The sequence below is a fragment of the Xanthomonas nasturtii genome (assembly GCF_001660815.1).
In the GTDB taxonomy this organism is placed as follows: domain Bacteria; phylum Pseudomonadota; class Gammaproteobacteria; order Xanthomonadales; family Xanthomonadaceae; genus Xanthomonas; species Xanthomonas nasturtii.
Genome location: NZ_LYMI01000089.1, coordinates 88,679 through 112,971, shown reverse-complemented (window position 1 = coordinate 112,971; position 24,293 = coordinate 88,679). Strand labels below are relative to the sequence as shown.

Annotated in this window: 21 protein-coding genes; 7 read left to right on the top strand and 14 right to left on the bottom strand. The window is 61.2% G+C overall.

What is annotated here, in order from left to right; all coding sequences use genetic code 11:
- Positions 1–154: 154 nt before the first annotated feature.
- The 7 genes from A7D16_RS20755 to A7D16_RS20725 all read left to right on the top strand — a co-directional run bounded on the left by A7D16_RS20755 (position 155) and on the right by A7D16_RS20725 (position 8,148).
- Positions 155–901: an electron transfer flavoprotein subunit beta/FixA family protein gene (locus tag A7D16_RS20755; RefSeq protein ID WP_064635178.1), complete on the top strand. Its 747-nt coding sequence runs from the start codon at positions 155–157 to the stop codon at positions 899–901.
- Positions 901–1,845 (top strand): electron transfer flavoprotein subunit alpha/FixB family protein, encoded by a 945-nt coding sequence (locus tag A7D16_RS20750; RefSeq protein WP_064635175.1) that lies wholly within the window; start codon positions 901–903, stop codon positions 1,843–1,845. Before A7D16_RS20755 ends, A7D16_RS20750 begins: the two co-directional genes overlap by 1 nt.
- A gap of 555 nt (positions 1,846–2,400) precedes the next feature.
- On the top strand, positions 2,401–3,501 hold the full coding sequence (locus A7D16_RS20745) for a DegT/DnrJ/EryC1/StrS family aminotransferase (RefSeq protein ID WP_064635173.1): 1,101 nt from the start codon (positions 2,401–2,403) through the stop codon (positions 3,499–3,501).
- Complete coding sequence (locus tag A7D16_RS20740; protein WP_064635171.1) at positions 3,486–4,457, top strand: glycosyltransferase family 2 protein; 972 nt, start codon at positions 3,486–3,488, stop codon at positions 4,455–4,457. The genes A7D16_RS20745 and A7D16_RS20740 overlap by 16 nt, the downstream gene beginning before the upstream one ends.
- Positions 4,454–5,383, top strand: a complete 930-nt coding sequence (locus A7D16_RS20735; RefSeq protein WP_064635169.1) for a WxcM-like domain-containing protein — start codon at positions 4,454–4,456, stop codon at positions 5,381–5,383. Before A7D16_RS20740 ends, A7D16_RS20735 begins: the two co-directional genes overlap by 4 nt.
- A complete protein-coding gene (locus A7D16_RS20730; protein WP_064635167.1) occupies positions 5,370–5,807 on the top strand; it encodes a GtrA family protein in 438 nt (145 codons plus the stop codon). Before A7D16_RS20735 ends, A7D16_RS20730 begins: the two co-directional genes overlap by 14 nt.
- Before the next feature lie 88 nt (positions 5,808–5,895).
- Positions 5,896–8,148, top strand: a complete 2,253-nt coding sequence (locus tag A7D16_RS20725) for a hypothetical protein (protein WP_064635165.1) — start codon at positions 5,896–5,898, stop codon at positions 8,146–8,148.
- Positions 8,149–8,332: 184 nt separating this feature from the next.
- On the opposite strand, the gene A7D16_RS20720 is transcribed toward A7D16_RS20725, so the two are convergent.
- The 14 genes from A7D16_RS20720 to A7D16_RS20655 form a co-directional block, all read right to left on the bottom strand.
- Entirely contained in the window at positions 8,333–9,271 is a 939-nt protein-coding gene (locus A7D16_RS20720) for an NAD-dependent epimerase/dehydratase family protein (protein WP_082925909.1), read from the bottom strand.
- Positions 9,255–10,289 (bottom strand): GDP-mannose 4,6-dehydratase, encoded by a 1,035-nt coding sequence (gene gmd, locus A7D16_RS20715; protein ID WP_064635161.1) that lies wholly within the window; start codon positions 10,287–10,289, stop codon positions 9,255–9,257. Before gmd ends, A7D16_RS20720 begins: the two co-directional genes overlap by 17 nt.
- Positions 10,290–10,368: 79 nt before the next feature.
- The gene (locus A7D16_RS20710) at positions 10,369–10,968 is read right to left on the bottom strand and encodes a hypothetical protein (protein ID WP_064635160.1); all 600 of its coding nucleotides are present in this window, start codon (positions 10,966–10,968) and stop codon (positions 10,369–10,371) included.
- A gap of 31 nt (positions 10,969–10,999) precedes the next feature.
- On the bottom strand, positions 11,000–12,745 hold the full coding sequence (locus tag A7D16_RS20705) for a glycosyltransferase (protein ID WP_064635158.1): 1,746 nt from the start codon (positions 12,743–12,745) through the stop codon (positions 11,000–11,002).
- 20 nt (positions 12,746–12,765) lie between these two features.
- Positions 12,766–13,827 (bottom strand): glycosyltransferase family 4 protein, encoded by a 1,062-nt coding sequence (locus A7D16_RS20700; RefSeq protein WP_064635156.1) that lies wholly within the window; start codon positions 13,825–13,827, stop codon positions 12,766–12,768.
- 51 nt (positions 13,828–13,878) lie between these two features.
- The gene (locus A7D16_RS20695; protein WP_064635154.1) at positions 13,879–15,942 is read right to left on the bottom strand and encodes a methyltransferase domain-containing protein; all 2,064 of its coding nucleotides are present in this window, start codon (positions 15,940–15,942) and stop codon (positions 13,879–13,881) included.
- Between the two features lie 40 nt (positions 15,943–15,982).
- Positions 15,983–17,269: an ABC transporter ATP-binding protein gene (locus A7D16_RS20690; protein WP_064635152.1), complete on the bottom strand. Its 1,287-nt coding sequence runs from the start codon at positions 17,267–17,269 to the stop codon at positions 15,983–15,985.
- On the bottom strand, positions 17,266–18,051 hold the full coding sequence (locus A7D16_RS20685; protein ID WP_064635150.1) for an ABC transporter permease: 786 nt from the start codon (positions 18,049–18,051) through the stop codon (positions 17,266–17,268). The genes A7D16_RS20690 and A7D16_RS20685 overlap by 4 nt, the downstream gene beginning before the upstream one ends.
- 90 nt (positions 18,052–18,141) lie before the next feature.
- Positions 18,142–19,521, bottom strand: a complete 1,380-nt coding sequence (locus A7D16_RS20680; RefSeq protein ID WP_064635148.1) for a glycosyltransferase family 4 protein — start codon at positions 19,519–19,521, stop codon at positions 18,142–18,144.
- A complete protein-coding gene (locus tag A7D16_RS20675; RefSeq protein WP_064635146.1) occupies positions 19,518–20,717 on the bottom strand; it encodes a cystathionine gamma-synthase in 1,200 nt (399 codons plus the stop codon). Before A7D16_RS20675 ends, A7D16_RS20680 begins: the two co-directional genes overlap by 4 nt.
- Positions 20,718–20,818: 101 nt before the next feature.
- A complete protein-coding gene (locus A7D16_RS20670) occupies positions 20,819–22,189 on the bottom strand; it encodes a pyridoxal-phosphate dependent enzyme (protein WP_064635249.1) in 1,371 nt (456 codons plus the stop codon).
- A gap of 238 nt (positions 22,190–22,427) precedes the next feature.
- Positions 22,428–22,646, bottom strand: a complete 219-nt coding sequence (locus A7D16_RS20665; protein WP_005991804.1) for a YdcH family protein — start codon at positions 22,644–22,646, stop codon at positions 22,428–22,430.
- Between the two features lie 353 nt (positions 22,647–22,999).
- The gene (locus tag A7D16_RS20660; RefSeq protein WP_064635144.1) at positions 23,000–23,890 is read right to left on the bottom strand and encodes a hypothetical protein; all 891 of its coding nucleotides are present in this window, start codon (positions 23,888–23,890) and stop codon (positions 23,000–23,002) included.
- Positions 23,887–24,270 carry a DUF4398 domain-containing protein gene (locus A7D16_RS20655; protein ID WP_064635142.1) on the bottom strand — a complete coding sequence of 128 codons (384 nt, stop codon included), beginning with the start codon at positions 24,268–24,270 and terminating at the stop codon, positions 23,887–23,889. The genes A7D16_RS20660 and A7D16_RS20655 overlap by 4 nt, the downstream gene beginning before the upstream one ends.
- Positions 24,271–24,293 lie beyond the last annotated feature (23 nt).

Genomic DNA, 24,293 nt, shown 5'->3' with positions numbered 1-24,293 from the left:
GGGCCTAAGCATGGGCCAAACCACGCACGGGAGTATTGCAACGCACCATCCATACGCCATCGCATGGTACGCCCAGCCCGGTTAGAATGGCCGCACTCCCGAGCCTGCCGCCGCGGCCAGGCCTTCCCGCAACAGCTGAAGGATCTCGTACACGATGAAAATCCTCGTCGCCTACAAGCGCGTGGTGGACTACAACGTCCGCATTCAGGTCAAGCCGGATGGCTCCGGCGTGGTCACTGACGGCGTCAAGCTTTCGCCCAATCCGTTCGACGAAATCGCACTCGAGGAGGCATTGCGCCTGCGCGATGGGGGTATCGCCACGGAAGTCGTGGTCGCCACCCTGGCGCCGGCCGATGCAGCCGCGCATCTGCGCAACGGGCTGGCAATGGGAGCCAACCGTGCCATCCATGTGGTCACCGATGCAGCCATCCAGCCGCTGACGGCTGCGCGCGCCCTGCTCAAGCTGGTCGAGAAGGAACAGCCGGACCTGGTGATTCTGGGCAAGCAGGCCATCGACGACGACGCCAATCAGACCGGCCAGATGCTGGCCACATTGTGGGGCCGGCCGCAGGCAACCTTTGCTGGCAAGCTGGTGGTGGCCGACGGAAAGGCCACGGTCACCCGCGAAGTGGATGCCGGCCTGGAAACGCTGGAAGTGGACCTGCCTGCGGTGATCACCACCGATCTGCGCCTGAACGAGCCGCGCTTCATCAAGCTGCCGGACATCATGAAGGCCAAGAGCAAGCCATTGGAAACGCTGGCGTTTACCGATCTGGGTGTCGATGCACATGACAGCCAGGTCACCTCCCACTATGCGGCGCCGTCCAAGCGCAGCCGTGGTGTGATGGTCAAGGACGCCGCCGAACTGGTGGCCGCACTCAAGCAGAAGGGGTTGCTGTAATGGCCAAGGTTCTCATCGTTGCCGAACATCTCAACGGCCAGCTCAACGCGGCCACCGCCAAGACCCTGAGCGCCGCGCTGGCGATCTCGGCCGAATCCATCGATGTGGTCGTGCTGGCCGCCGACCCGGCCGCCGTCGCAGCACAGACCGCGCAGCTGGCCGGCGTCGCGCGCGTGCTGACCGTGGCCAACGCAGCAAACGAGCACGCCATCGCGCAGGTGCTGGGACCGCAGATCGCCCAGCTGGCCCGCGAGGGCTACACGCACGTGTTCGGCCCGTCCACCACGTTCGGCAAGGACCTGATGCCGGTCGTTGCGGCCTTGCTGGGTGTCAACCAGATCTCCGATCTGATGACGGTCGAAGACGCCTATACCTTCAAGCGCCCGATCTACGCCGGCAACGCGATCATCACCGTCAAGGCACCTGCCGAGCAGATCGTGGTGGCGACCGTGCGCAGTGCCTCCTGGCCGGAGGCGGCCAATGGCGGGAACGCGACAGTCGAGCCCATCACGGTTGATGCCACCCTGCCAACCCACAGCCGCTTCATCGGTCTGGCTGCAGGCAGCTCCGACCGCCCCGACCTGCAAAGCGCCAAGCGCGTGGTCTCCGGCGGCCGCGGCGTCGGCTCGGCCGAGAATTTCCAGCACATCTACAGCTTGGCCGACAAACTCGGCGCCGCCGTGGGCGCCTCGCGCGCCGCCGTAGACGCCGGCTACGTGCCCAACGAGCTGCAGGTCGGCCAGACCGGCAAGATCATCGCCCCCGAACTCTACGTGGCCATCGGCATCAGCGGCGCGATCCAGCACCTGACCGGCATCAAGGACGCCGGCACCATCGTGGCGATCAACAAGGATCCGGAGTCGCCGATTTTCGAGATTGCCGATATCGGGTTGGTGGGGGATTTGTTCTCACTGCTTCCGGAGCTGGAACAGGCGCTGGGCTGAGCCCGGGGCAGGCACGCCGCGCGCCCTTCCGGATGACGCGGTGTGCTTGGAGGATCCGGATGCGGTCCAGCTGCTCTGCACACAAATAATCCGTCTTGGCAGAACGTGTCGCTATAATTCCGTGCCAATCTACAATGACCCCCTTGATTCTCTCCCTGGGCCTCAGGGTCCGTGACGTGCGATAGCGGGAGGCGGGCGATCTCCGGTCTCGTTTCGGGCGCCGCTGAAGTTGGGTACGGCTACATCCAGATCGCTGCGGAAACAGGCGCGCGCGCCGTCAACCGCTTCGTGGAGAAGCCGGATCTGGCGACCGTTGGGGCCTGCAACGCTTCTGAGGGCACTTCTGGAACAGCGGCGTACTCTGGTACCTGGGCACTGCGGTGTCACCCGCAGTTTGAAGACCCCGGACAACGTTTCACCAGAGCTGTTCGACGTCCAATCCGGTCGCTACCTGGATGAAGACGCTATCGTCTGGTTCGAAGATCAGTACAACCGTGCCTCCCACCAGGCGGCACGCCATTCCAACTTACACCTTACTCAAACTCTGCGGATCCCATGGACGCTCTGATTCCTGTCAACTCGCTTTCCCGCCATATCGCTCCCTTGCAGGACACGCTGTCTCAGATCGCCGGCAGCATCATTGCCAGCGGCTACTACGTCCTCGGCCCGAACGTGAAGGCCTTCGAGCAGGAGTTTGCGGGCTATTGCGGCGCCACTCACTGCGTCAGCGTCGCCAATGGCACCGACGCCCTTGAGCTCTCCTTGAAGGCGCTGGGCGTGGGTCAGGACGACAAGGTTGCGGTGGTGGCCAATGCTGCCATGTACGGCACCAGCGCCGTTCTGGCGTGCGGCGCGACGCCTGTTTTCGTCGATACGGGTGCAGGCACGGGACTGATGTCGGTGACCGCGCTGGAGGCTGCGCTGGAGGGTGGCGCCCCCAAGGCCGTGATCGTGACCCATCTGTACGGACAGTTGGCCGATATCGAGGCCATCGTCGCGCTGTGTCAGGCGCGCGGCATCAAGGTGGTGGAAGATTGCGCGCAGGCGCATGGCGCAGAACGCAATGGCCGCCGCGCGGGCAGCTTCGGCGATATTTCGTCCTTCAGTTTCTACCCGACCAAGAATCTGGGCGCCCTGGGCGATGGCGGCGCCATCGTGACCAGCGATGACGCCCTGGCCACCCGTGCGGCACAGCTGCGCCAGTATGGCTGGACGGCCAAGTACACCAACAGTCTGCGCGGCGGTCGCAACAGCCGCCTGGACGAACTACAGGCCGCGATGCTGCGGCATATGCTCGTGCTGCTGGATGGCTGGAACCAACGCCGCCGGGACATCGCCAACCGCTACGCCCGAGGCCTGTCCAACCCAAAGATTGCATCCGCCGGCGTGGTAGGTAGCGATAACGTGGCCCATTTGTACGTCGTGCGCTGCGAGCAACGCGAGGGACTGCGCGCGCACCTGCAGGCGGCCGGCGTGCAGACCGACGTCCACTACCCGCTGTGCGATCATCGCCAGCCCTGCCATGAGGGTGCTTTCGAGTCGGTGGTGCTGCCGAATACGGAAGCCGATGCCGCGTGCGTGATCACGCTGCCTTGCTTCCCCGAGCTGACCGATGAAGAAGTCGACCAGGTCATCGATGCATGCAACCGGTTCTGAGCGACGTGCAGCCGCCCTCCCTCAGCCTCGTTGTCCCGATCTATGGCAATGAGGGTTCCATCGACGACCTGCTGCAGGCCGTCGACTTCATCGCACGGAGCGTGGATGGGGATTTCGAAGCGGTTTTCGTAGTGGACGGCAGCCCTGACCGTAGCTACGCCTTGCTGCGCGAAAAGTTGCCTGGCTGCGCATTCCGTTCGCAACTTGCAACGCTGACCCGCAACTTCGGTGCATTTCCGGCAATCCGTACCGGGCTACAGCTCAGCTCCGGGGAGCTGACGGCGGTCATGGCCGCCGATCTGCAGGAACCCCCCACGCTGGTGATCGACTTCTGGCAGCGCTATGCCAAGGCACGCTACGACGTGGCCTTCGGCGTGCGCGAAGCGCGCAGCGATCCGGCGGCCTCGAAGCTGGCGTCGACCTTGTTCTGGGCGACCTACCGGCGCATGGTCATCAAGGACATTCCCAAGGGTGGCGTGGATATCTTCGCTGTCAGCCGTGGTTTCCTCGAACGGCTGTTGCTGTTGAACGAAGCCCATTCCAGCCTGCTTGCGCAACTGTTCTGGCTGGGCGGCAAGCGCGAATTCGTCAGTTATCAACGGCGCGAGCGGCAGCACGGCAAGAGCGCCTGGACCTTGAGCAAGAAACTGCGGTATCTGTCCGACAGCGTCTTTGCTTTCACCGACCTGCCGGTCCGCATGCTGACGGCGCTGGGCCTGATCGCGCTGGCATTTACCACGCTGCTCGGTGCGCTGGTGCTGGCCGCGAAGTTTTCCGGACTCGTCGCAGTGCCGGGATACACACTGACCATCTTGACCATTCTCTTCTTCGGCGCACTCAATTCATTGGGCCTGGGTATCGTAGGTACCTACGCCTGGCATGCGTTCGAAAATACCAAGGCACGTCCGCTGTCGATCATGCAGTCGGTCGAAAACTTCGAAAAGGATAACCCGTGAGCCATTTCGTGCACCCCAATGCTCTTTGCGAGAGCGACACCATCGGCGAAGGCACCCGCGTCTGGGCATTTGCCCACGTGCTGCCCGGCGCCCGCCTTGGCCGCGATTGCAACATCTGCGACGGCGTCTTCATCGAATCTGATGTTGTCGTCGGGGATCGGGTGACTGTCAAATGCGGAGTGCAGTTGTGGGATGGCGTGCGTCTGGGCGACGACGTTTTCATCGGGCCAAATGCCACCTTCACCAACGATCTGTTTCCACGCAGCCGGGTGTATCCCGAGAAATTCCTCGGCACCGTCGTGGAATCAGGTGCTTCCATTGGCGCCAATGCGACAATCCTGGCCGGCACCACCATCGGCAGCGGCGCGATGATCGGCGCTGGTGCGGTGGTCACACGCTCGGTACCGCCCAATGCCATCGTGGTTGGCAATCCTGCGCGCATCGTGGGTTACGTGTCCGACAAGGATGCGGGCAAGACAGCTCCGCTGCCCGCCGGCCAGGGCATCACCGACACCGTCGTTCCGGGCGTCAAGCTTTACCAGATGCCCAGCTTCGCCGACATGCGCGGGTCCCTGTCGGTCGGCGACTTCGACAGCTTCCTGCCCTTCAATGCGCGGCGGTACTTTCTTGTCTACGGCGTACCAACACAGGAGACCCGTGGCGAGCACGCGCACAAGCGCTGCCATCAGTTTCTCGTCTGCGTCTCCGGTTCGGTCAGGGTGCTGGCGGACGACGGTACGCGCCGCATCGATGTCGAACTCAACTCGCCGAACCAGGGCATCCATCTGCCGCCGATGATCTGGGGCACGCAATACAAGTATTCCAAAGACGCCGTGCTGCTGGTGTTTGCGTCCGAGCCCTACGATTCTGACGAATACATCCGCGACTACGCGGACTTCAAGAGTCTGGCGAATGCGGGCGGATGAGTCCCCACAGGCCGATACCCTGCTTCGGCGGCATCGGCCATTGGTCTCCGTAGCCCTGCGCTTCCTGCTTGGCGGAGCACTCAACACGGGCCTGACCCTGGTGCTGTACTGGGTGCTCCTTCGCTTCATGCATTATCAGTGGGCGTATCTTGCGAGTTTCTGTGCAGGCATCCTGCTCAGTTACCTGATCAACACCCGTTATGTCTTTCGTGCCGACCACAGTTGGTTGAAGTTTGCGGCGTTTCCGCTCATCTACCTGGTGACCTACGCGCTTGGGGCCCTGGCGCTGAAACTCAGCGTAGGGCATCTGGGCGTGCCGGCAGCGGTCGGCCCGCTGATCTCCATCGTTGTCACGCTGCCAGTGTCGTTCATCCTGAGCAAGTTGTTGTTGCAGGCTCCCAAGCCCGACGCCTCTCAGGGCTGAGCCAGACGCGGCGCAGAACGTCACCCCACCTCGCACCTGCCTGCAGCCCCCGATGGCGCAGCGCATCCATTCTTGACCTGTGGATTACATGAGCACCCTACTTCCTCCTACGACGCCGGCCCGCCCTCTCATCAAGGCCGAATGGCTGCCCCTGCTGTTAGGCGCCGTCCTGTCCGTCGTGGCGGGCAGCGTCCTGCTCGTCGGCTGGCGGGCGGGCCTGTTGCCCGTGCTGGACTACCCACTCTCGTATAGCGGCGACGCCTTGAGCAGCCTCTGGCTGACGCAGCGAGCGATGGAAGGATGGATCTTCGAGAACGCCCGTAGCGGCTTCCCATTCGGCTCCTCCTTCCTGGATTACCCCGGGGCAGACTCCGGCAGCTTCCTGTTCCTGAAACTTGCCGGCATGCTGACCGGCAGCAGTGCCGCAGCACTGAATCTGTTCTTCCTGCTGGGCTTTGCCGCGAACTTTCTGACGGCATATTGGGTGATGCGCTGGCTGCGCGTGGGTCGTTCGCTGTCCTTTACCACTGCCATGCTCTTCACGCTGGCGCCGTTCCATTTCCTGCGCCTGCAGCACATCTTCTACACCTGGTATTTCGGCATCCCGATCTACTTCATGCTTGCGATCCGGATTGCACGCGCCGACGTATCGCTGGATTTCTGGAGCGCCCGGCCCGCCCGCAAGATCGCGCTTGCTGCGCTGTACCTAGTCCTGAGCTGTTTTGGCGTCTACTACACGGCATTCGGCCTGATCCTGATTGGAACGGCCTGCCTCATGGCGTTGTTCCAGAAGAACTGGGCGTCCATCACCCGCCTCGCAGCACCCGTCATTTTCTTCCTCGCGCTTGGCACGCTGGCAAATGTCGCACCCAACGTGATCAACGAGCGGATCAACGGTCACAATCCGGAAGTCGCTGCCCGCGCGCCGGCAGAGTCCGAGATCTACGGCGTGAAGTTCATGCAGTTGATCCTGCCGCGCCCCGACCACAGGCTACCCAAGCTGGCCAATGTGACGGCCAGCTACATGGCCAGCACACCGTTGATCAACGAGAACACGACCGCCTCGCTGGGCCTGATCGGTTCCTTCGGTCTTGCCATCCTGGCGCTGGTCGCGTTCGCGCGCCTGTCCGAGCGGCGCAACGAAGAACGCATTGCCCTGTTGGCGATTCTTTCCGGCGTCCTTCTGGCATTCATGACCATCGGCGGGCTTGGCTCACTCTTCGCGCACGTCGTATCGCCCTCCATCCGCGGCTGGAACCGGGCCAGCATCTTCATCACGTTCAGCACCCTCGCTGCGGTAGCCATCGGCGTGCAGATGCTGTCCGACAAGGTGGGGCGTCGACACCGCATGACCATCGCCTCGATCGCTGCCGCCGGCATGCTGGTCTTCGGCATCTGGGACCAGACCTCGGCGGTGTGCGGCCCGTGTCAATCCAGCGCGCGCACTGCGTACGAGCAGGACAGGCGTTTCATCCGCAGCATTGAAACTGCCCTGCCTGTCGGTGCAGCCGTTTACCAGTTGCCCTATATGCCGTTTCCGGAAGTGCCGCCCAAGAATGCCCTGCACGCCTATGACCTAGCGGTGGGATTCGTCCACTCACAGCACCTGAAGTGGAGCTACGCAGGCATGAAGGGCCGTGAGGGCGACCTGTTCTACCGGAATCTGGAGACCCAACCCGCCGCCGCACAGCTCAAGGCGATCGGTCGCTTCGGCTTCGACGCTGTCTACATCGACAAGCGCGGCTACGCCGACCAGGGGGCGCAGGTCATCGCTGAATGGACCCAGGCCATTGGCGCGCCGCCGGCGATAACACGCGAAGATGGCGCTGTTGTGGTTTTCCGTCTGCCAGGTGGTGCCAAGCCTGCAAGCGCCGATGCTGCCAAGGACACCGTGGTCACCGAGCCCGCGGCAGATACCAGCATTACGCTCCCCGCGCTCCGCAGCTTGCTCACGCAAGGCTGGTCGTCCGACGAGGCATGGGGTGTCTGGTCGGAAGGCACAAGCTCATCGCTGCGCTACCGTGTCAACTCAACGACCGTCGGCAAGACAACGGTGATTCTGCGCGGCAACCCGTTTCTGCCTGGCCCCCAGCAAGCCCTGCGCATCCGTGCCACGGTCAACGGCGTCCAGGCGCTCGACACCCGCGTCACTGCAGCACAAGCGGTGCCGCTGGCACTACGGATTCCGGTCACGACCCGCCAGCCTGGTGAAGTAGTGCATCTGGTTCTTAGCTACGAAACACCGGTCTCTCCCGCGCAGGTCGGCATGTCTGCGGACCAGCGGCTGCTTGCCCTCGGGCTGACCAGTCTTGAAATTTGCAAGTCCGACTGCAGCAGATAAGCCGGCCGGGAAGCACGATCGCCAGCGCGTTAATCGCCCCTTTCACCTGGCGCGGTTCCTGGCAACTGCGGGTGCGTCAGCCTGTTAGATAACGCTGAACAAAAACACTACCAAGCATTCGCAGCGAGCTTCGGCTGAATTTTCCAGCCGAAGCTCGATTGCTCTCAATGTCCTTGGATTGCCCTCACTGCTCAGTGCTGGCAGCTTCAAGCATCCAGCGCAGCGTGTCCTCCAGCGCAAGACTCTGCCAATCGCCGATCAGCTCCTGCAATCTGGCATTGCTGCCAAGCAACTTCTTGACCTCGTTCTCCCGAACGAACGCGGGGTTCACCTGGACGTCGATGTCGTGGCCAGTGATTTTCGAGCAGATCCTGATGATGTCCCCTAGCGAACTGGCGACACCCGAACATACATTGACGATTTGCCCTTCGGCCGCTGGCGCCTGCAGGAGCTTGCGGTAAGCCAGCACGACCGACCTGACATCGCCGAAATCGCGCCACACTTCGGTGTTGCCCAACTCGATGGAAGAGGCACGCGATGCGAAATGGGAAACGATCTTGGGAATCAGGAAGTTGGTCGCCTGACCGACCCCGGTATAGTTGAAGGGGCGCGCAATCACCAGGGGCAGGCGCTCGCGCCATAAGCTGGCGACATATTCCATGGCGAGCTTGCTCACCGCGTAGTCGTTCGCGGGCGCGGGCGTGACCGACTCGTCGATCACGCCTTCGGTTGCATTGCCGTAGACATTGGCACTGCTCGCGATCAGCACCCTCTCCGGGCGGTGTCGGCTTGCGGCCAGCGCCTGCAGCAGGTTACGCGTACCTAGCAGATTGACGCGGTAAAAATCGTCAGCATCCCCATGACCGACAAAGGCCACTGCCGCCAGATGCACAACGTAGTCGGCTTGGGCCTGCGCAACGGCGCGGGCGACGTCGGCAGCGTCGCGCAGATCCATCGGCCAGAACTCGTCGGTGCTGCCCATGCCGGCAGTGTCCGAACGCGTGCCGACGCCAATGACCGTGCAGCCCTGTTCCTGGAGCTGCTGGGTCATGTAGCGCCCGGTGAACCCGGACGCTCCGCTGATCAGAACCCGCTTGCCCATCAGGTCAGAATGAGAAGCCACGCTCGTTCCTCTTCAGATCGGCCTCGACCATCATCTGGCACAGCTGCTCCAGCGTGGTCTCGGGCTTCCAGCCGAGGATGCGGGCCGCCTTTTCGGGATCGCCGATCAGCAGCTCCACTTCTGCAGGGCGGTGGAACTTCGGGTTGATGCGCATGAGCACCTTGCCGGTGGCAGTATCCACCGCAGTCTCTTCAGCGTCCTTCCCACGGAACTCGACGTCGATGCCCGCGCCCTTGAACGCCATGCTGACGAAATCGCGTACGGTCTCGGTGCGATTGGTTGCGAGCACGAAAGTATCCGGCTCCTCGGCCTGCAGCATCCGCCACATACCTTCCACATACTCGCGCGCAAAGCCCCAGTCACGCTTGGCGTCCAGGTTACCCAATTCCATGCAGTCCAGCAGCCCGAGCTTGATCTTGGCTACCGAGTCGGTGATCTTGCGCGTCACGAATTCACGTCCACGCAATGGACTTTCGTGGTTGAACAGGATGCCACTGCAACCAAAGATGTCGTAACTCTCGCGGTAGTTCACCGTCATCCAGTGTGCATAGAGTTTGGCGACACCATAGGGGCTGCGTGGATAGAACGGCGTGCTTTCGATCTGCGGAACAGCCTGCACCTTGCCGAACATCTCCGACGTCGAGGCCTGGTAGAAGCGGATATCCCGGTTCACCTGACGGATCGCCTCCAGCAGGTGGACCGGACCGATACCGGTGATCTGCGCCGTCGTGGTCGGCTGATCGAAAGACACACCCACGAAGCTCTGAGCCGCCAGATTGTAGACCTCGGTGGCTCCGGTGCTTTCAAGCATACGGATGCTCGACCCTAGATCCGTCAGATCGTATTCGATTAGATTAAGGTTCGGGTGGGCTGCAATTCCAAGCTCTTCGATCCGCCAGAAATTGACCGAACTCGTACGGCGATACGTGCCAAATACGCGGTAGCCCTTGTCCAACAGCAGTTCTGCAAGGTAAGCACCGTCTTGACCCGAGATTCCAGTAATCAACGCAGTTTTCATTAACACATTCTCTTGTTTACGTATTGGTTCCGGCTTTGAGCCGATGCAGGATCGGGCTGTTTCCGCCGCACGGTGCAGCTCAACGCGTTGACAGCGGCTTCCCACCCGCACCGCATATCGTCTGCTTGCCCTGATCTGCGCAGCTGCTGAACGGGCCGTAGTCGAGCGGCTCGATCTTGAAATCGCTGAACCAGGCGACGCCTTCCTGTACCAGCCCGATTCGCAGGCTCTTTCCAACCACTGCCTGGGCTGGCACCTCGGCGATCACCTCGGCGGAGGCACCCGCAGCAATTCCATCGGCGGGAAGCGAAGCGCGTACGAAATCCTTCGCCGATAAAGCGCCGGAACTGTCTACCAGAGAGATTGCGAGGTTGACCGGCAAGGTGCCCTTCGAACTCAGCGTTTCCTTGCCAGCGTTGGTGACCGACACAACGGTGCGTATCACCTCGCCATTATTGGCGACCACAGGGTCCGAAACGATGGCATAGCGAGCCCCGACTTGCTCCTGCGTCAAGGGGCTCGTCATACCGGGTGCTTCGGAGGCCGGAGCAGCCGGTTGAGGTGCGGCGGTTACCGGCTGGTCTGCCTCAGGCGATTTGGAGCAACCAACAAGGGTGATGAAAGTCGCCAGGATGGCGACAGTGCCCAGAGAGACGGGGGTTTTCACAAAAGCTTTCATGCGTTAGGACCTGGGTTGGATGAATGTGCCCTCATGATTGAGTGGCTTCTACACGTACGAGCAGCCGGGCTGGTACAAACCCCCGAGTTTTGAACCAGCCAACAGATTCCTGGACGAGATCGATTTCCAATTCGTACTCACCAACTGCATCAGGCACACGAAGTGAGATGACCTGTTCGCGACACGAAGCTGGCTCGATTGGCTCGTCAATCCAATGGCGCGGCTGCTCGACTTCCTGCAGCGGCACAACGGAGCGCCAGTAGCATCCGATGTAAATGCCGAACGGCATCACCGAGTGGCCGGGCGGACTGAGCCAGGGGAACCCGCTGGTATTGTTCAGCATCAGCCTTACGGTGACCTCGCTGGAGGGCTCGGCCACACCAAGATCGGTTTCGATCAGTGCCGCCCCTCCCTGACATGCTTCGACCGGCAAGGCCTCAGTATAAGGGTACGGCTCGACCGTGGCGAAGACCATTTGTCCGTGCGTGTCGACCTGGCGCTCGGATAAGGCCTTGAGCGCAGAATCGACCCACCGGTCACCACGCAGCGTACTGCGGACATCGATTCTCTGAACTTCGCCCGACAGCGGAGATTCAAGGTCGATCTTGAGATCGACCAAGGCCTCGGCGACGCGATCCCTGAAATCGGAAAAGACACGGCTGGATTTCAACAGCTTCACATAGCGGTCGGTAGCACCGTATGGGTCAAGCTCCGGGCGACTCGCCTGATCTCCACATTCTTCTGCCCAACGCGAGTACGCTGCCGAATCCAGTGCAAAGTGCCGCAACAGACTGCCAAGAACCTCTGGACAGTCGGACGTGGGGGGCACTTTCCTGACGCAGGACGGCAGTTCTGCGTACCAGCCCTGATCCGATACCACGACAGGCAGGCCCGCTTGCAATGCCTTTGACACGACCGCGGAGGCTTCGCCCATGGTCGGCTGGCGAAGCGCGATCATCAGGTCGGCACGCTCGAACACACTGCGAAATTGCTCGTCGTCGATGCGACCATGATCGATCAATCGCACGTTCTGCAAACCCGAAAGCCGCTCCAGCTGTAGCTGCACGGCAGGTTCGACCACACCGGCTATCTCAAGAGAAAGCGGGTGAGTCAACTCGGGCTCGACCTGCAACAATGCCTCAACGATCCAGTCGAACCTGCGATTCACCTGCCCACCGCCCATCACCGCAATGGTGCTGAGACGATCACGCACCCGATGCCGCGCGGCGACAGGATAGAGTTGGGGGATGACCGTAACAGGCAGCCACGGAAACTCCTTGGCAACGCTTTCGGCCGCGTATCGGGAATGCACGACCACCTCCAGTGCGAATTTCGTCGCCACTTGATGAAGCGGGTAATGCACGATGTCGTCACGGCCCCAGATCGGAGAGCCATAACGCAGTGCAAGCGTTGCGTTCTTCACTTCAGCAGCGGAATGCCATTGTTCCAGCACCCGCGTATACCCGTCACCGAGCAGCGACTCGTCACTCAGGACACCCGCCACCATGTGGTGCAGCACCAGATCATGCAGGTGAACAACGCCGGGAACACATGCCATCAGTGGAAGCATCCACCCATGAAAAGCGGGATGATTTCCCATCTGGTAGACAACGGCATCCGCTTCAAGCAGCCCATCGACAACCTTCTGGGCTCCCATGCGTTCCACGTCACCGCGGACCACCGTGTCGACCTGCACGCCCCGCGCGCGCAACAGTTCCACCAGCCCGGCCGAATACTCGGCAATGCCGGAATGCTCGGGGGGTAGTGGCCCGACCATGGCAATGCGGAAACGCGTGTTCAAATCCTTTCCTCCACGAGCTCGCGTATCACGCGATCCCATGTAATCGAGGTGCTGAGTCGGTATCCTTCATCGGCAAGCGCGCGTAGTTGCGCACCGGTTCTTGCGTAGCAGTCCCCGATACTCTGCGCGATTTCCTCTGCCGTGGGACCGGTGACCCACCCACTTCCGGTGGCTTTTACGATCCTTCCGACTTCGCCGCTGTCGTCAACCGTAATGACAGGTTTATGCGCCGCAAATGCCTCCAGCGTTGCGAATCCGTAGTCTTCGTCAACGGGTGAGTAGAAAACGGCCCTGCAACCGGCGATCAACGCGAGCAGTTTCTCATCCTCGACAAAACCCGTCAGTTCCACCCTGTCCTGCAGCCCCAGCTCATGCACCAGCGGTGCCAGGGACAGCGCGTAATCACTGGCTCCTGTGCCTGCTATGACGATTTTGGCCTTTGATACATGTGCCGCTGCGCGAATCAGCAAGTCGGGCCGCTTCATCGACTCGAGGCGGCCGATGCACAAAATATAATCGCCGTAGTCACCGGATGTGATCAACGGGGCCAGTTTGGATGGGGGGTATAGAACCTGCGAAGAAAGACCGTTGAACTGTTGAAGCCTCTCGGTCACGGTCTGCGAGATGGTGTAGCGCGATTCGATGTCCGACAACAGCTGCGTGTCTGAAACGCGCAAGGCGTCGCGCAACGCCACATCGCGAGAGTTCAGATGGGGGAAATCAAAACGGGTGCGCTCCAGATCGTAAAGTACCCTATGCTGATGCACCAGCCAGAGCGTCTTGTTCGCATGCTGGGCAGCGTATGTTGGAAACTTGGTACAAATACACAGGTCGATCTTCTGCCCGTTACTTTCATTCAGATCCAATAACCGCCACGCCAATGCGGAGGAAAGGATTTCCGTTTCGGGATACCAACGATACGGCAGCTGCACCAGTTCGGCGACGACCTGGTGTTGCTTACCCCACAGATTGATCTGACGGACCAGCTCCTCATTCAGAAACTCTGCCCCTCCCCTGATAAACGGCACCTGCGCACCGAGCACGATGACTCTTTTCACGACCCGAACCCCCTACATGATGTCCTTACCACAACGTTGACTTCCTCTGGATTATTTACGTGACTTGCGGATACGACTACCCAGCTGATCGACTGCGGCAACACGTTTGTCCATTGCAGCTTCTGCCGGAGTCGGCACCGAACCATCAAGGATGGCCACGTCCTCCAGCTGTGGGACTGGCGCGTTACGGATAATCGCAACATTGCCGTCGCCACGTTTGAGTACCCGCGTGGTGAACAAACGAAGCGGCGCCGTAATCCGCCAGGACCGGCTTGCATGAAGGCTGTCGATCTGTCCTTCCAGGACCTCCACCGCCAACTCAAGCTCGCGAATGTGCTCTCGTGCTGCAGTAGCGATCTGCATACTTCTGGAAAGATCGGCCTGCAGCTCCTTCACTCGGTTTCTATCCTGCTCGCGCGAGTTCTCGAGCTGGGAAATTTGTTGCTGCTGTGCGGCAACCCGAGCCTGCAAGGCAGCAGATGCGATCGCTTGAGCTTCGAGTCCTTTGGCCCAGGCTGCCAGTTTCTCGCTGTCCTCCTCGAGTCGCTGGCACCTGCTTTCGGAAGCAGCAATTTGCTGTTCAAGCAACTGGAAGCGCCCCTGTTCCTTCGATGCGCTCTCACGAAACTGCTCGATCGCCGCGCCACGTGCGGCAAGCTCCACTCGATGATGCTCCGTCTCGATATGCACCGCGCTCAGCCGCGCGTTGTAAACGAGTAGCGCGTCATGCAGACGCCGATAAATCGATGCCCACTCAGGAAGCGGGGCCGGTGCGGCATCGGCTTGTTGGAGACACTGTTGCAGCAGGGCGAACGTCAACTGGGAACGATTCTGCCCAAACAGCGCTACGAACGCATTGCAGTACCGGGCAGGTAATGTCGTGAAATCCAGCGCAGGCTCACGGCTCGGGCTGGGGGGAACAACCCGACGTTCAAGAATCTCCTTGACCGTGATCAGAAACGAAAACAACAGATCCTCAAGCCAGGAGCAATCGGCGGCGTTGGTCGAGATCGCGCCGTAATCGATCAGTACAGCACGCATTTCCGGCGTGATGAGGATATTCCAGCAGCGCACATCGTTATGATACAAACCGGCACGTTCAAGCAACACAAGTTGCTCGAGAATCTGCGCGATGATCTCATCGGCGTCATAAGCCGAACCATCGTCGATCGCCTGGGAAAGAAGTCGCCCATCCATCATCGACCTGGCAAGAAACAAATCCCTGGAGTCGTTCAGCGACGCGATCAGGCGCGGCGCCGGATAGCCGAGTGGCGGATTGCTTAGAAACTCCACTTCATTGACGAATTCGCGCAAGTTGATCTCTGCGCGATCTTCAACGGCCAGCGTCATTCTTTTTACGAAAACCTGTGGCCCGAAATAATAGCGACGCGATTGCAGGTGCGTGCCCCGCCCATGCGCATGCGATTCAGCTGTCCAGGACGTGAAATCGCCGATGATTCCGTCCACATACCAGAACTGGCTGCTCGCGAAATAGAGCGGCCTTGACACTGCCGAAAGGTGCGTCTCCTGCCGCGAAAGCAAGCGCAGGAACGCATAACTGGATAGGATTTCAGCAGGATCCTGCGGTAACGATGGCGCCCAGTAAAGCGGCTCCTCATGCAAGGCGAGTTCAAACACTCCCGCAGCGGTCTTTTCCGAAAGCTTGCGACACAGTTCCGATACGCTCAGGATGCCTCGGGCGTGTACGAGATGATGGAAGACGCTGAGCCCGAGGACCAGATCGTACCGACCCGGTTCAAGCCGATCTATCACGTCCTCGACAGTACCGTGCTCAAAGCTCGCTGCAAACGAAGGATTTTCGGCAGCCAGCGCTTTGCACACATTTATATTGAGATCGAGAAAGTCCACTCCGTGCACCGTGTGGCCGTCGGCCGCCAGGTTCAATGAGAAGAAGCCCTGCGCACAGCCAAGATCCAGGACGCGCAGCGGACGCCCGAGCGTAGCCTGAAGGCGCTGCGCACACTGGCGGATCAACAGCAGCCTATCCTCGCAACCACGCGAGCTGCCATCGGTTAGTTCAGGATGCGCGAAAATCGGCTGATACTTCTCAGGAAGGGCTGCCACAAGGGCGCCCATACTCAGTGACTCGGTCATGACTGTTCGCTCTTTGTATTGATGTAAAATTCCGCCGTCGTCATGACAAGGCCTCAACGATCTCGAAGTCGGCCTTCAGGTCCATCATTCCCCAAAACTGCATCCCTCTGGCCACGTTCAGCACGATGGCATCGTAGCGCCGATCCAGTGGCGTCAGTTCCACCAGTGGATCCCCACTGGAAATGCCCAGCGAAATCAGGTAATTCGCTTCGTTCAGGTCAAGAGGCATGGTGAACTTGCAGACAATCACATCGCCTGCCTTAGCCGCAATCCCGGTACGACCCTCGCTGGAAAGAAAGGAATTGGTTCCGTAAAGAAACAGTCCTTCAAGCGTTTTCACCAAGATACCGGGCACCACGCTATCGAAATCCTGATCGAATGCAATCTTGAAGTAAAACGTCGTCCTCGAGCCACTTTCCACGCGCGCGGGAAATTCCTGACCATCGCTGGCAACCACGTAATCCAGAATTCGGGCACCGCCCTGTCCCCAGCGATGCTCGGATGCATTGTAATATGGCCTGGTATGAAACACGTCTTCGCTGCCGGTGCGGAACTCCTTCGGGGTATCCTTGGCCTCCGCGTGAAGCGAGACCGACTTCTTTCCAAACAACTCGTCCAGATAAAGGTTCGACACCTCACGCGACGGACCATCGGCATGCACGCTACCGTCCTTGATCAAAATGGCACGATCGCAGTGTTTGACAACATCTCCGACCGCGTGGCTGACCAGGATGAGCGTCATGCCCTCGTCCTTGTAAGACTGGATGCGCTTGAAGCATTTCGCCTGAAAATACGCATCGCCTACCGACAATGCTTCGTCGACGATGAGTAGATCAGGGCGAAATGCGGTGGCCACCGCAAATGCGACGCGTACCTGCATACCGCTCGAGTAGGTGCGGACCGGCTCATCGAAGTACTCTCCGATCTCGGCGAACTCCTGTATCTCGGGCAACACCTTGTCGATTTGTTCCAATGTGTAACCCATGAGCCCGGCGGAATGTTTTGCATTCTCCCGGCCACTCAGATCCGGATTGAATCCCATCCCGAGCTCAAGAATCGCGGCGATACGGCCATGCCGGACGATTCGCCCTTCGGTGGGTTGCGATGTACCGGTGATCAGCTTGAGCAATGTGCTCTTTCCGGCGCCATTGCGCCCCATGATCCCGATCGACTCACCCGGAGCGACCGAAAACCCGACATTCCGCAGTACCCAGTGCTCCTCTCGCGGCTTGACCTTCAACCCAAACCAGCTGGCAGCGCGCAGCCACTCGCTACCCCAGACACGGTAGGACTTCCCAAGCCCTTCAACCATCAGTACCGGGCTCATAGGGCATCCACCATTTCGGCACTCGCGCGGCGGAAAATAACCAACGACATGGCACACAACACGAGGGTCGCCAGCATGAGAGGCACAAGCTCGATCCATGCCGGGGAACGTCCGTAAAGAAGGACCCCCTGATATGCATTGACAAGCGGGAACAGCGGGTTGAGCTTGAACAGCTCCTGGGTCTGCGCAGGGAGTATGTCAATGGTGTAAACGATGGGCGTCACCCAGAACAATGCCTGCAAGACGACCGGCACGACCTGCCCGATGTCGCGCACGAACACGTTGAACACCCCAAGCAGCAGGCCGATCGACATGGCAAATGCCAACGTCAGCAGCATCAGCAGCGGGAGCCACGCTGCCTGCGGCCCCAGGGTATGGCCCAGTACGGCAAAAACGACGATGATCGCCAAAAACAGCAACAGGTTGTTGACCATGACGGTGCCGCCGGCAATGAGCGGAAGGCAGATGCGAGGAAACGCCTGCTTCTTCATGAGATTGCCGTTATCAACGAACAACGAAGCACATTTGCCAATACATTCGGCGAACATGCTCCAGCAAAGGGTCCCGGCCATCAGGTAAAGCGCGTAAGCAAACTTGTTATTGACGCCTGGCAGCTTCGCGGCCAGCACCTCGGAGAGAATCGTCGCAAAGATCAGCACCTGCATGAGCGGATGGATGATCATCCACAGTGCGCCCAGTTTGCTGCGCAGGAAGCGCAGACGCAGGTCATTCCTGATCGACGACAGGATGAAGTATCGGAAGGCCCATACGGACCGGATCATGTCCAACGTTGCTACCTCTGAAAGTGTTCACTACCTTGGTGGAACGGGCAACCTAAATTGCTACATCACAGGACCAACAAATGGCCACCATCAGTGCGTTGACTTGACAACCCTCTCTGCCCTCGCCAGCAGATGCTGGGCCACGCTTTGCGGAGCAAGCCTGCTGCAGATATCGGCCCTGGCTGTTTCGCCCAGCCGCCGCGCCTGTAGCGGGTCATCCGCGAGCCGGCGCATAGCAGCGGCGGCGGATGCGATGCTGGGCTCCGCCCAGCGCGCGCCATCTGACTCCGGATATCGTCCCGCAACCGGCACCAGATCGTAGTCCACGAGGCAGGAGTTGCTGTATGTCATGAATTCCATGTTGCCCGACCAGCCCGTCGCGATGACCGGCTTACCGAGTGACATGCACTCGGCAAGCCCCAGCCCGAAGCCTTCGGCCCGGTGCAGCGACACATACACATCACAGCAGCGCTGCAGCGCGCGCACATGCATCTTGTCGATCACCTCGTCCCGCAGCAGGATCCGCGTGTCCGCTGCGACCAGACTCAGGAGTTCTGCCATGTGTTCGGGATACATATGCCCATTGCTTGACTTCACGACCAGACGCACGTCGTCACGACCGTCCGGAAACGCATGCCTGAATGCATTGACGACGGCCTGGGGATTTTTCCTGGTCACGAAGGAGTGGAAATCAAAAGTGAAAAGAAAGACGAAGGTTTCCGGATCCAGCCCGAAGTCCTGTCTCTGCAAGCCGCTATCACGCTGGTCAGAGAGCGGCAGCGGAACTCGCATGATCGGTTTGTCGGTCACGCTGCGGAACGCATCCTCAATGAATCGTGAGGCCACCATGATCTCGTCCACCAGCGCAATGGCGCTCAGCCAACTTGGCGGAATCACCTCAAGTTCCCAAAACCAGCACGCAATGACGTAATGCCCTTCCATACGGGCCCGGCCGATCTTGTCGAACGCGGCTTCGAGGTAGTCGGGATTGACGAAGATGACGGTGACCTGGTGCAGCATGCGCTGGTCGATGAGACCATCCAGGCTCCGGTCGTCCCAGGAGTGCGGAAGCCCCATGTCCAGGTCGTACAACGACACAGGCACGCCAGCGCTGATCAGCGCACGCGCATACATCCTTGCACTTTCCGCCAACCCGAATTCGCCACGGAGATAGCCAACAATGTTGATCCCCACCAATGGAGTCTCGGTGAAGGAGAAATCAGCGTTCGTCGGCAAGGAAGCGTCAGCGCCTTTTGGGTTCAGCTCCCAGGCATCCGTGCGCTGGAAACGCGTTTGAACCAAGGAGCGGGCGGATAGCTTGGAAGAAACGCGGTCACGCCAACTCTGCGGAAAAACACGATAGATACGCTGCAACCAGGCCTGTTGGCGTACCCACGACTGCAGACGAAGGCCGGCCAGCCCGCTCCGCCAGTAAGCGAAGAAGTCCCGTCGGTGCGGCGACGCAGTCATGGAGAACGGGATGCATCGAGGGCACGTTCCAGATCCCCACGCAAATCCTCCACATCCTCAACACCCACACTCAGCCTGACCAACGCATCGCTGATACCAAGCTGTTCGCGGCGGGCCACGGGAATCGAGGCATGCGTCATGACGGCGGGATGGTTCACCAGGCTTTCCACGCCGCCGAGCGATTCGGCCAGGGTGAACAGTTCGGTCTTTTCGCAGAAGCGCTTGGCCGCATCGAAGCCGCCCTTGAGGACGATCGAGACGATGCCGCCGAAGCCGGACATCTGGCGCTGGGCCAGTGCGTGCTGCGGGTGCGAAGCCAGGCCGGGGTAGATCACCTTTTCGATCGCGGGGTGGTTTTCCAGCCACTGCGCCAGCGCCAGGGCGTTTTCGCAATGCGCGCGCATGCGCAGCGGCAGGGTCTTGAGGCCGCGCAGGGCGAGGAAGCTGTCGAACGGACCTTGCACGCCGCCGATGGAGTTCTGCAGGAAGGCCAGTTGCTCGGCCAGTTCGGCGTTGTCGCCAACCACGGCGATGCCGCCGACCATGTCGGAGTGGCCGTTGAGGTACTTGGTGGCCGAATGCACGACGATGTCGGCGCCCAGGCTGAGCGGGCGTTGCAGCATCGGCGAGGCGAAGGTGTTGTCGACCACGATCAGCAGGCCGTGCTTGCGCGCGATCGTGGCGATGGCGGCGATATCGACCAGCTTGAGCATCGGGTTGGTCGGGGTTTCGATCCACACCATCCTGGTGTCGGGGCGGATCGCCGCTTCGAAGGCGGCCGCATCGGTCAGGTCGACGAAGCTGAAATCCAGGCCGGCAGTGCGGCGACGCACGCGCTCGAACAGGCGGAAGGTGCCGCCATACAGGTCGTCCATCGCCACCACGTGGCTGCCGGCATCCAGCAATTCCATCACCGTGGAGGTGGCGGCCATGCCGGAAGCGAACGCGAATGCACGCGTGCCACCTTCCAGCGCGGCAACGCAGCGCTCATAGGCAAAGCGCGTGGGGTTGTGGGTGCGCGAGTATTCGAAGCCCTGATGCTCGCCCGGGCTGGACTGCGCATAGGTGGACGTCGCATAGATCGGCGGCATCACTGCCCCGGTGCTGGGATCCGGCGACTGCCCTCCATGGATCGCCAGCGTTGCGAGCGAAAGTTCGCGCTCGCCTTCGTGGCTGGGTGTGGTGCAATTGGACATGGAGGTTCCCGGAAAAAGTGGCGGATTGTAACAAGCAGGTCTGAATGCCCGGTGCCGCGCGTCTCATCCGGACGCGCGCGCTACCCAGTCACTGCATGCGATCACTGCACGCGGCGGCGCAGGTAGTTGAGCAGGTCGATACGGGTGATCAGGCCCAGGAACTGCTTGCCGTCCATGACGATGGCGACCTGGCCGCGGTCGAACACCGGCAGCAACGCTTCGATCGGCGATGCGACATCCAGACGATCCAGCTTGCTGACCATGGCGGTGGAGATCGGGTCGCGGAAGCGCGCCTCGTCGCCATACACGTGCAGCAGCACGTCGCTCTCGTCGACGATGCCCACCAGCTCGCCGTCGTCGATCACCGGCAACTGCGACACGTCGTACAGCTTCATGCGCTGATAGGCGGTGGTCAGCAGATCCTTCGGCCCCACCACTACGGTGTCGCGCTTGTTGTAAGGGCGCAGGATCAGGTCGCGCAGGTCGCCGTGCTGCGGGCGCTCCAAAAAGCCGTTGTCGAGCATCCAGTAGTCGTTGTACATCTTCGACAGATACTTGTTGCCGGTATCGCAGACGAACACCAGCACACGCTTGGGCGTGGTCTGCTCGCGGCAATATTTCAGCGCAGCGGCCAGCAAGGTGCCGGTGGACGAGCCGCCGAGGATGCCCTCCTTGGCCAGCAGCTCGCGCGCGGTGTGGAAGCTTTCCGCATCGCTGATGGAATAGGCCTTCTTGACGCGCGAAAAATCAGAGATATCCGGCAGGAAGTCTTCGCCGATGCCTTCGACCAGCCAGCTGCCGGACTTCTCGCTGACCGTACCTTCTTCGATGTACTGGGTCAGGATCGAGCCGACCGGGTCGGCCAGCACCAGCTCGGTGTGCGGCGAGGCGGTAGCGAACGCGCGCGACAGGCCGGTCATGGTGCCGGAGCTGCCGCAGCCGAAGACGATCGCGTCCAGATCACCATCCATCTGCGCCAGGATCTCCGGGCCGGTGCCGAATTCGTGCGCGGCCGGGTTGTCCGGGTTGCCGAACTGATTGATGAAGTAGGCGCCGGGGGTTTCGGAAGCGATCTTGGCCGCCAGGTCCTGGTAATACTCCGGGTGGCCCTTGGCCACGTCCGAGCGGGTCAGCACCACGTTGGCGCCCATGGCCTTGAGGTTGAAGATCTTCTCGCGGCTCATCTTGTCCGGCACCACCAGGATCAGCTGGTAGCCCTTCTGCTGCGCGACCAGGGCCAGACCCAGGCCGGTATTGCCGGCCGTGCCTTCCACCAGGGTGGCACCGGGCTTGAGGTCGCCGCGCTGTTCTGCCGCTTCAATCATCGACAGGCCGATACGGTCCTTGATCGATCCACCGGGGTTGGCCGCCTCCAGCTTGAGGAACAGCTCGCAGACGCCGGTGTCCAGGTGCTGTGCCTTGACGATGGGCGTGTTGCCGATCAGTTCGAGTACGGAGGAGTGGATCGCCATCGGAATATCGTCGCTGCGCCGCACGGGCTAGACCGGTCATTATCCGACGAACGGCTGGGGAATGCTCATTCAGGCGTGAAACCATTGCGCAGACCCATGAACGAGCAGGCTCAGCCGCTGCAGGGAGGCGCCATCTGCGCGAAAGCGCAGCGGCTAAATAAAGACGCGGACGGTGGCGAGCCGACGAGGAGGCTGCCACCGCCCGCGACGGTGAACTTGTTCTAACGGTGGGGAAGGATCAGTGCGTGAGCTGGTCGTACATCCGGGTGAGCTTTTCTTTGGCCTGCAACTTTTCGCGTTTCATCTGGCCCAAGGTCACATCGTCGATGGGGAGTACCCCAAGTTCGGCATCCATGCATTTCTTGTTCAAGAGCTTGTGGCGTTGGTACAGCTGCTTGAACTCGGGATCGGACTTGATCAATGCGTCGATTTCGGTCTGCGGTTGCCCTTCGAACATGGCGTTACCTCCTTCACTTAAAACAAGAACGCCCCGGCCGCAGACGGCGCAGGGCGCTGCTTGGGAATGGAAGACCCGCGCGTCACGTTGCCAAGGGTCATCACGGTAAACGCACTGGTAAGAACACTACCTGTTGCAACTGCGTGCATCGCTGCGTGCCCTTGCGTCACTGACCCGGCCCTCCGTACTTTCCGGGCAGCGGAGTTGCTGCCCAGGAGTACGACCCTACGCCGGTCGCGAGGGGGGTTCAAGGCCAGAACGGCTGCTTTTGCCGTCCTTCGCGTCAATCAGTGAACGCGGTTCAACCGGGCGTCATGCCCGGGTTAAAAGACCTTAACTTCCAACTACTTGCATCAGGGCGCGACAACCACCTCGGCGGCGCGCGTCTTGCTGGCCGCACCCTTGCTGCCACTGACCTGCAAGCGTGCACTGGCGACACCGGCGGCAACCAACGCGTCGCGCACCGCTTCGGCCCGCTTCTTGGCGGTGGCGGCATCGTTGTCGAAACCGACAATGCTGACCCGGCCCTTCTTGCCGATGTTCAGATATTCGGCCAGCGCCTTTGCCTGCGCCGTGGCGTCGTCGGACAGGGCGGCCTTGCCGCCGAACGCACCACTGCCCAGCGAGAACACTTCGCCGCGGCCGTCGAACTTGGCAGCCGGCAACTTGGCCCCGGACACCAGCTCGGCTTCTTCGTGGGCCAGCTGCACGGCCTTCTGCTGGGCCGCATTGAGCTTGGCGGTCTGCTTGCCGGCCACGCTGGTCAGCGCCAGCTCGGCGTCCTGCCGCGCCAGGGTTTCCTGCTCGGCCGCCTGACGCATGCGCTCGGCCTCTTCGGCCTGGATCTGCGCCTGCACGCGCAAGCGTTCGGCCTCCTGGCGCGCACGCGAGGCGTCGCGACGGCTGGCTTCGATCAGCAGATCGTTACGGGTGCCTTCCAGCCGATCCAGCTCACGCCGCGCCAGTGCGGTACGCGCGGTGAGTTCGGCAATTTCGACCCGGCGGTCGGCCAGGAACACCAGCTCGTCGCGGTCGCGGCGCTTGGCCTCGGCCAGTGCGGCCACGCTTTGCTGGGCCTGCAGCCGCTCGAAGCGGGCCAGGTCACTGGTCTGCGGGTCGTTCTGCAGCGTGGCCAGGCGCCGGTTGAGCGCGTCGGCCTGTGGGTCGTCCTTGGCCGCCATCGCCAGCGGCGGCACGCTGGCCAGGCTCAATACACCGATGTAGAGCAGTGGGCGCAGGTTCATCGGCCGCCCTCCCCGGTGTTGAGCGTGTTCTGCAACTGCGCCACTTCCTTCTTGCGCTGTGCCAGCTGGGCGGTGACCACCGCCTCTTCGCTGCGGGCCTTGGCCAGATCGGCGTCGGCCGCTGCGCGCAGGGCGATCTGCGGCACCTGCTTGCGCTGGCGCTTGTCCAGTTGCGCATGCTGGGCCTGCATCAATTCCTGGCGTGCCAGGTTGACCAGATCCGGGGCGTATTGGTCGGCATCGGCCTGGGTGGCGCGTTGCACGGCCTGTTCGGCGGCGGTGAGCTCCGGTGCCACCTGGGCGGCGGCCGGAGAGGAAAGAACCATGAAACAGGCGATGCCATACAGGGATCGCCGCAAGTATGCGAAGCTAGCCGTCATTAGGGGAGCCGTAGCGAGGAAGT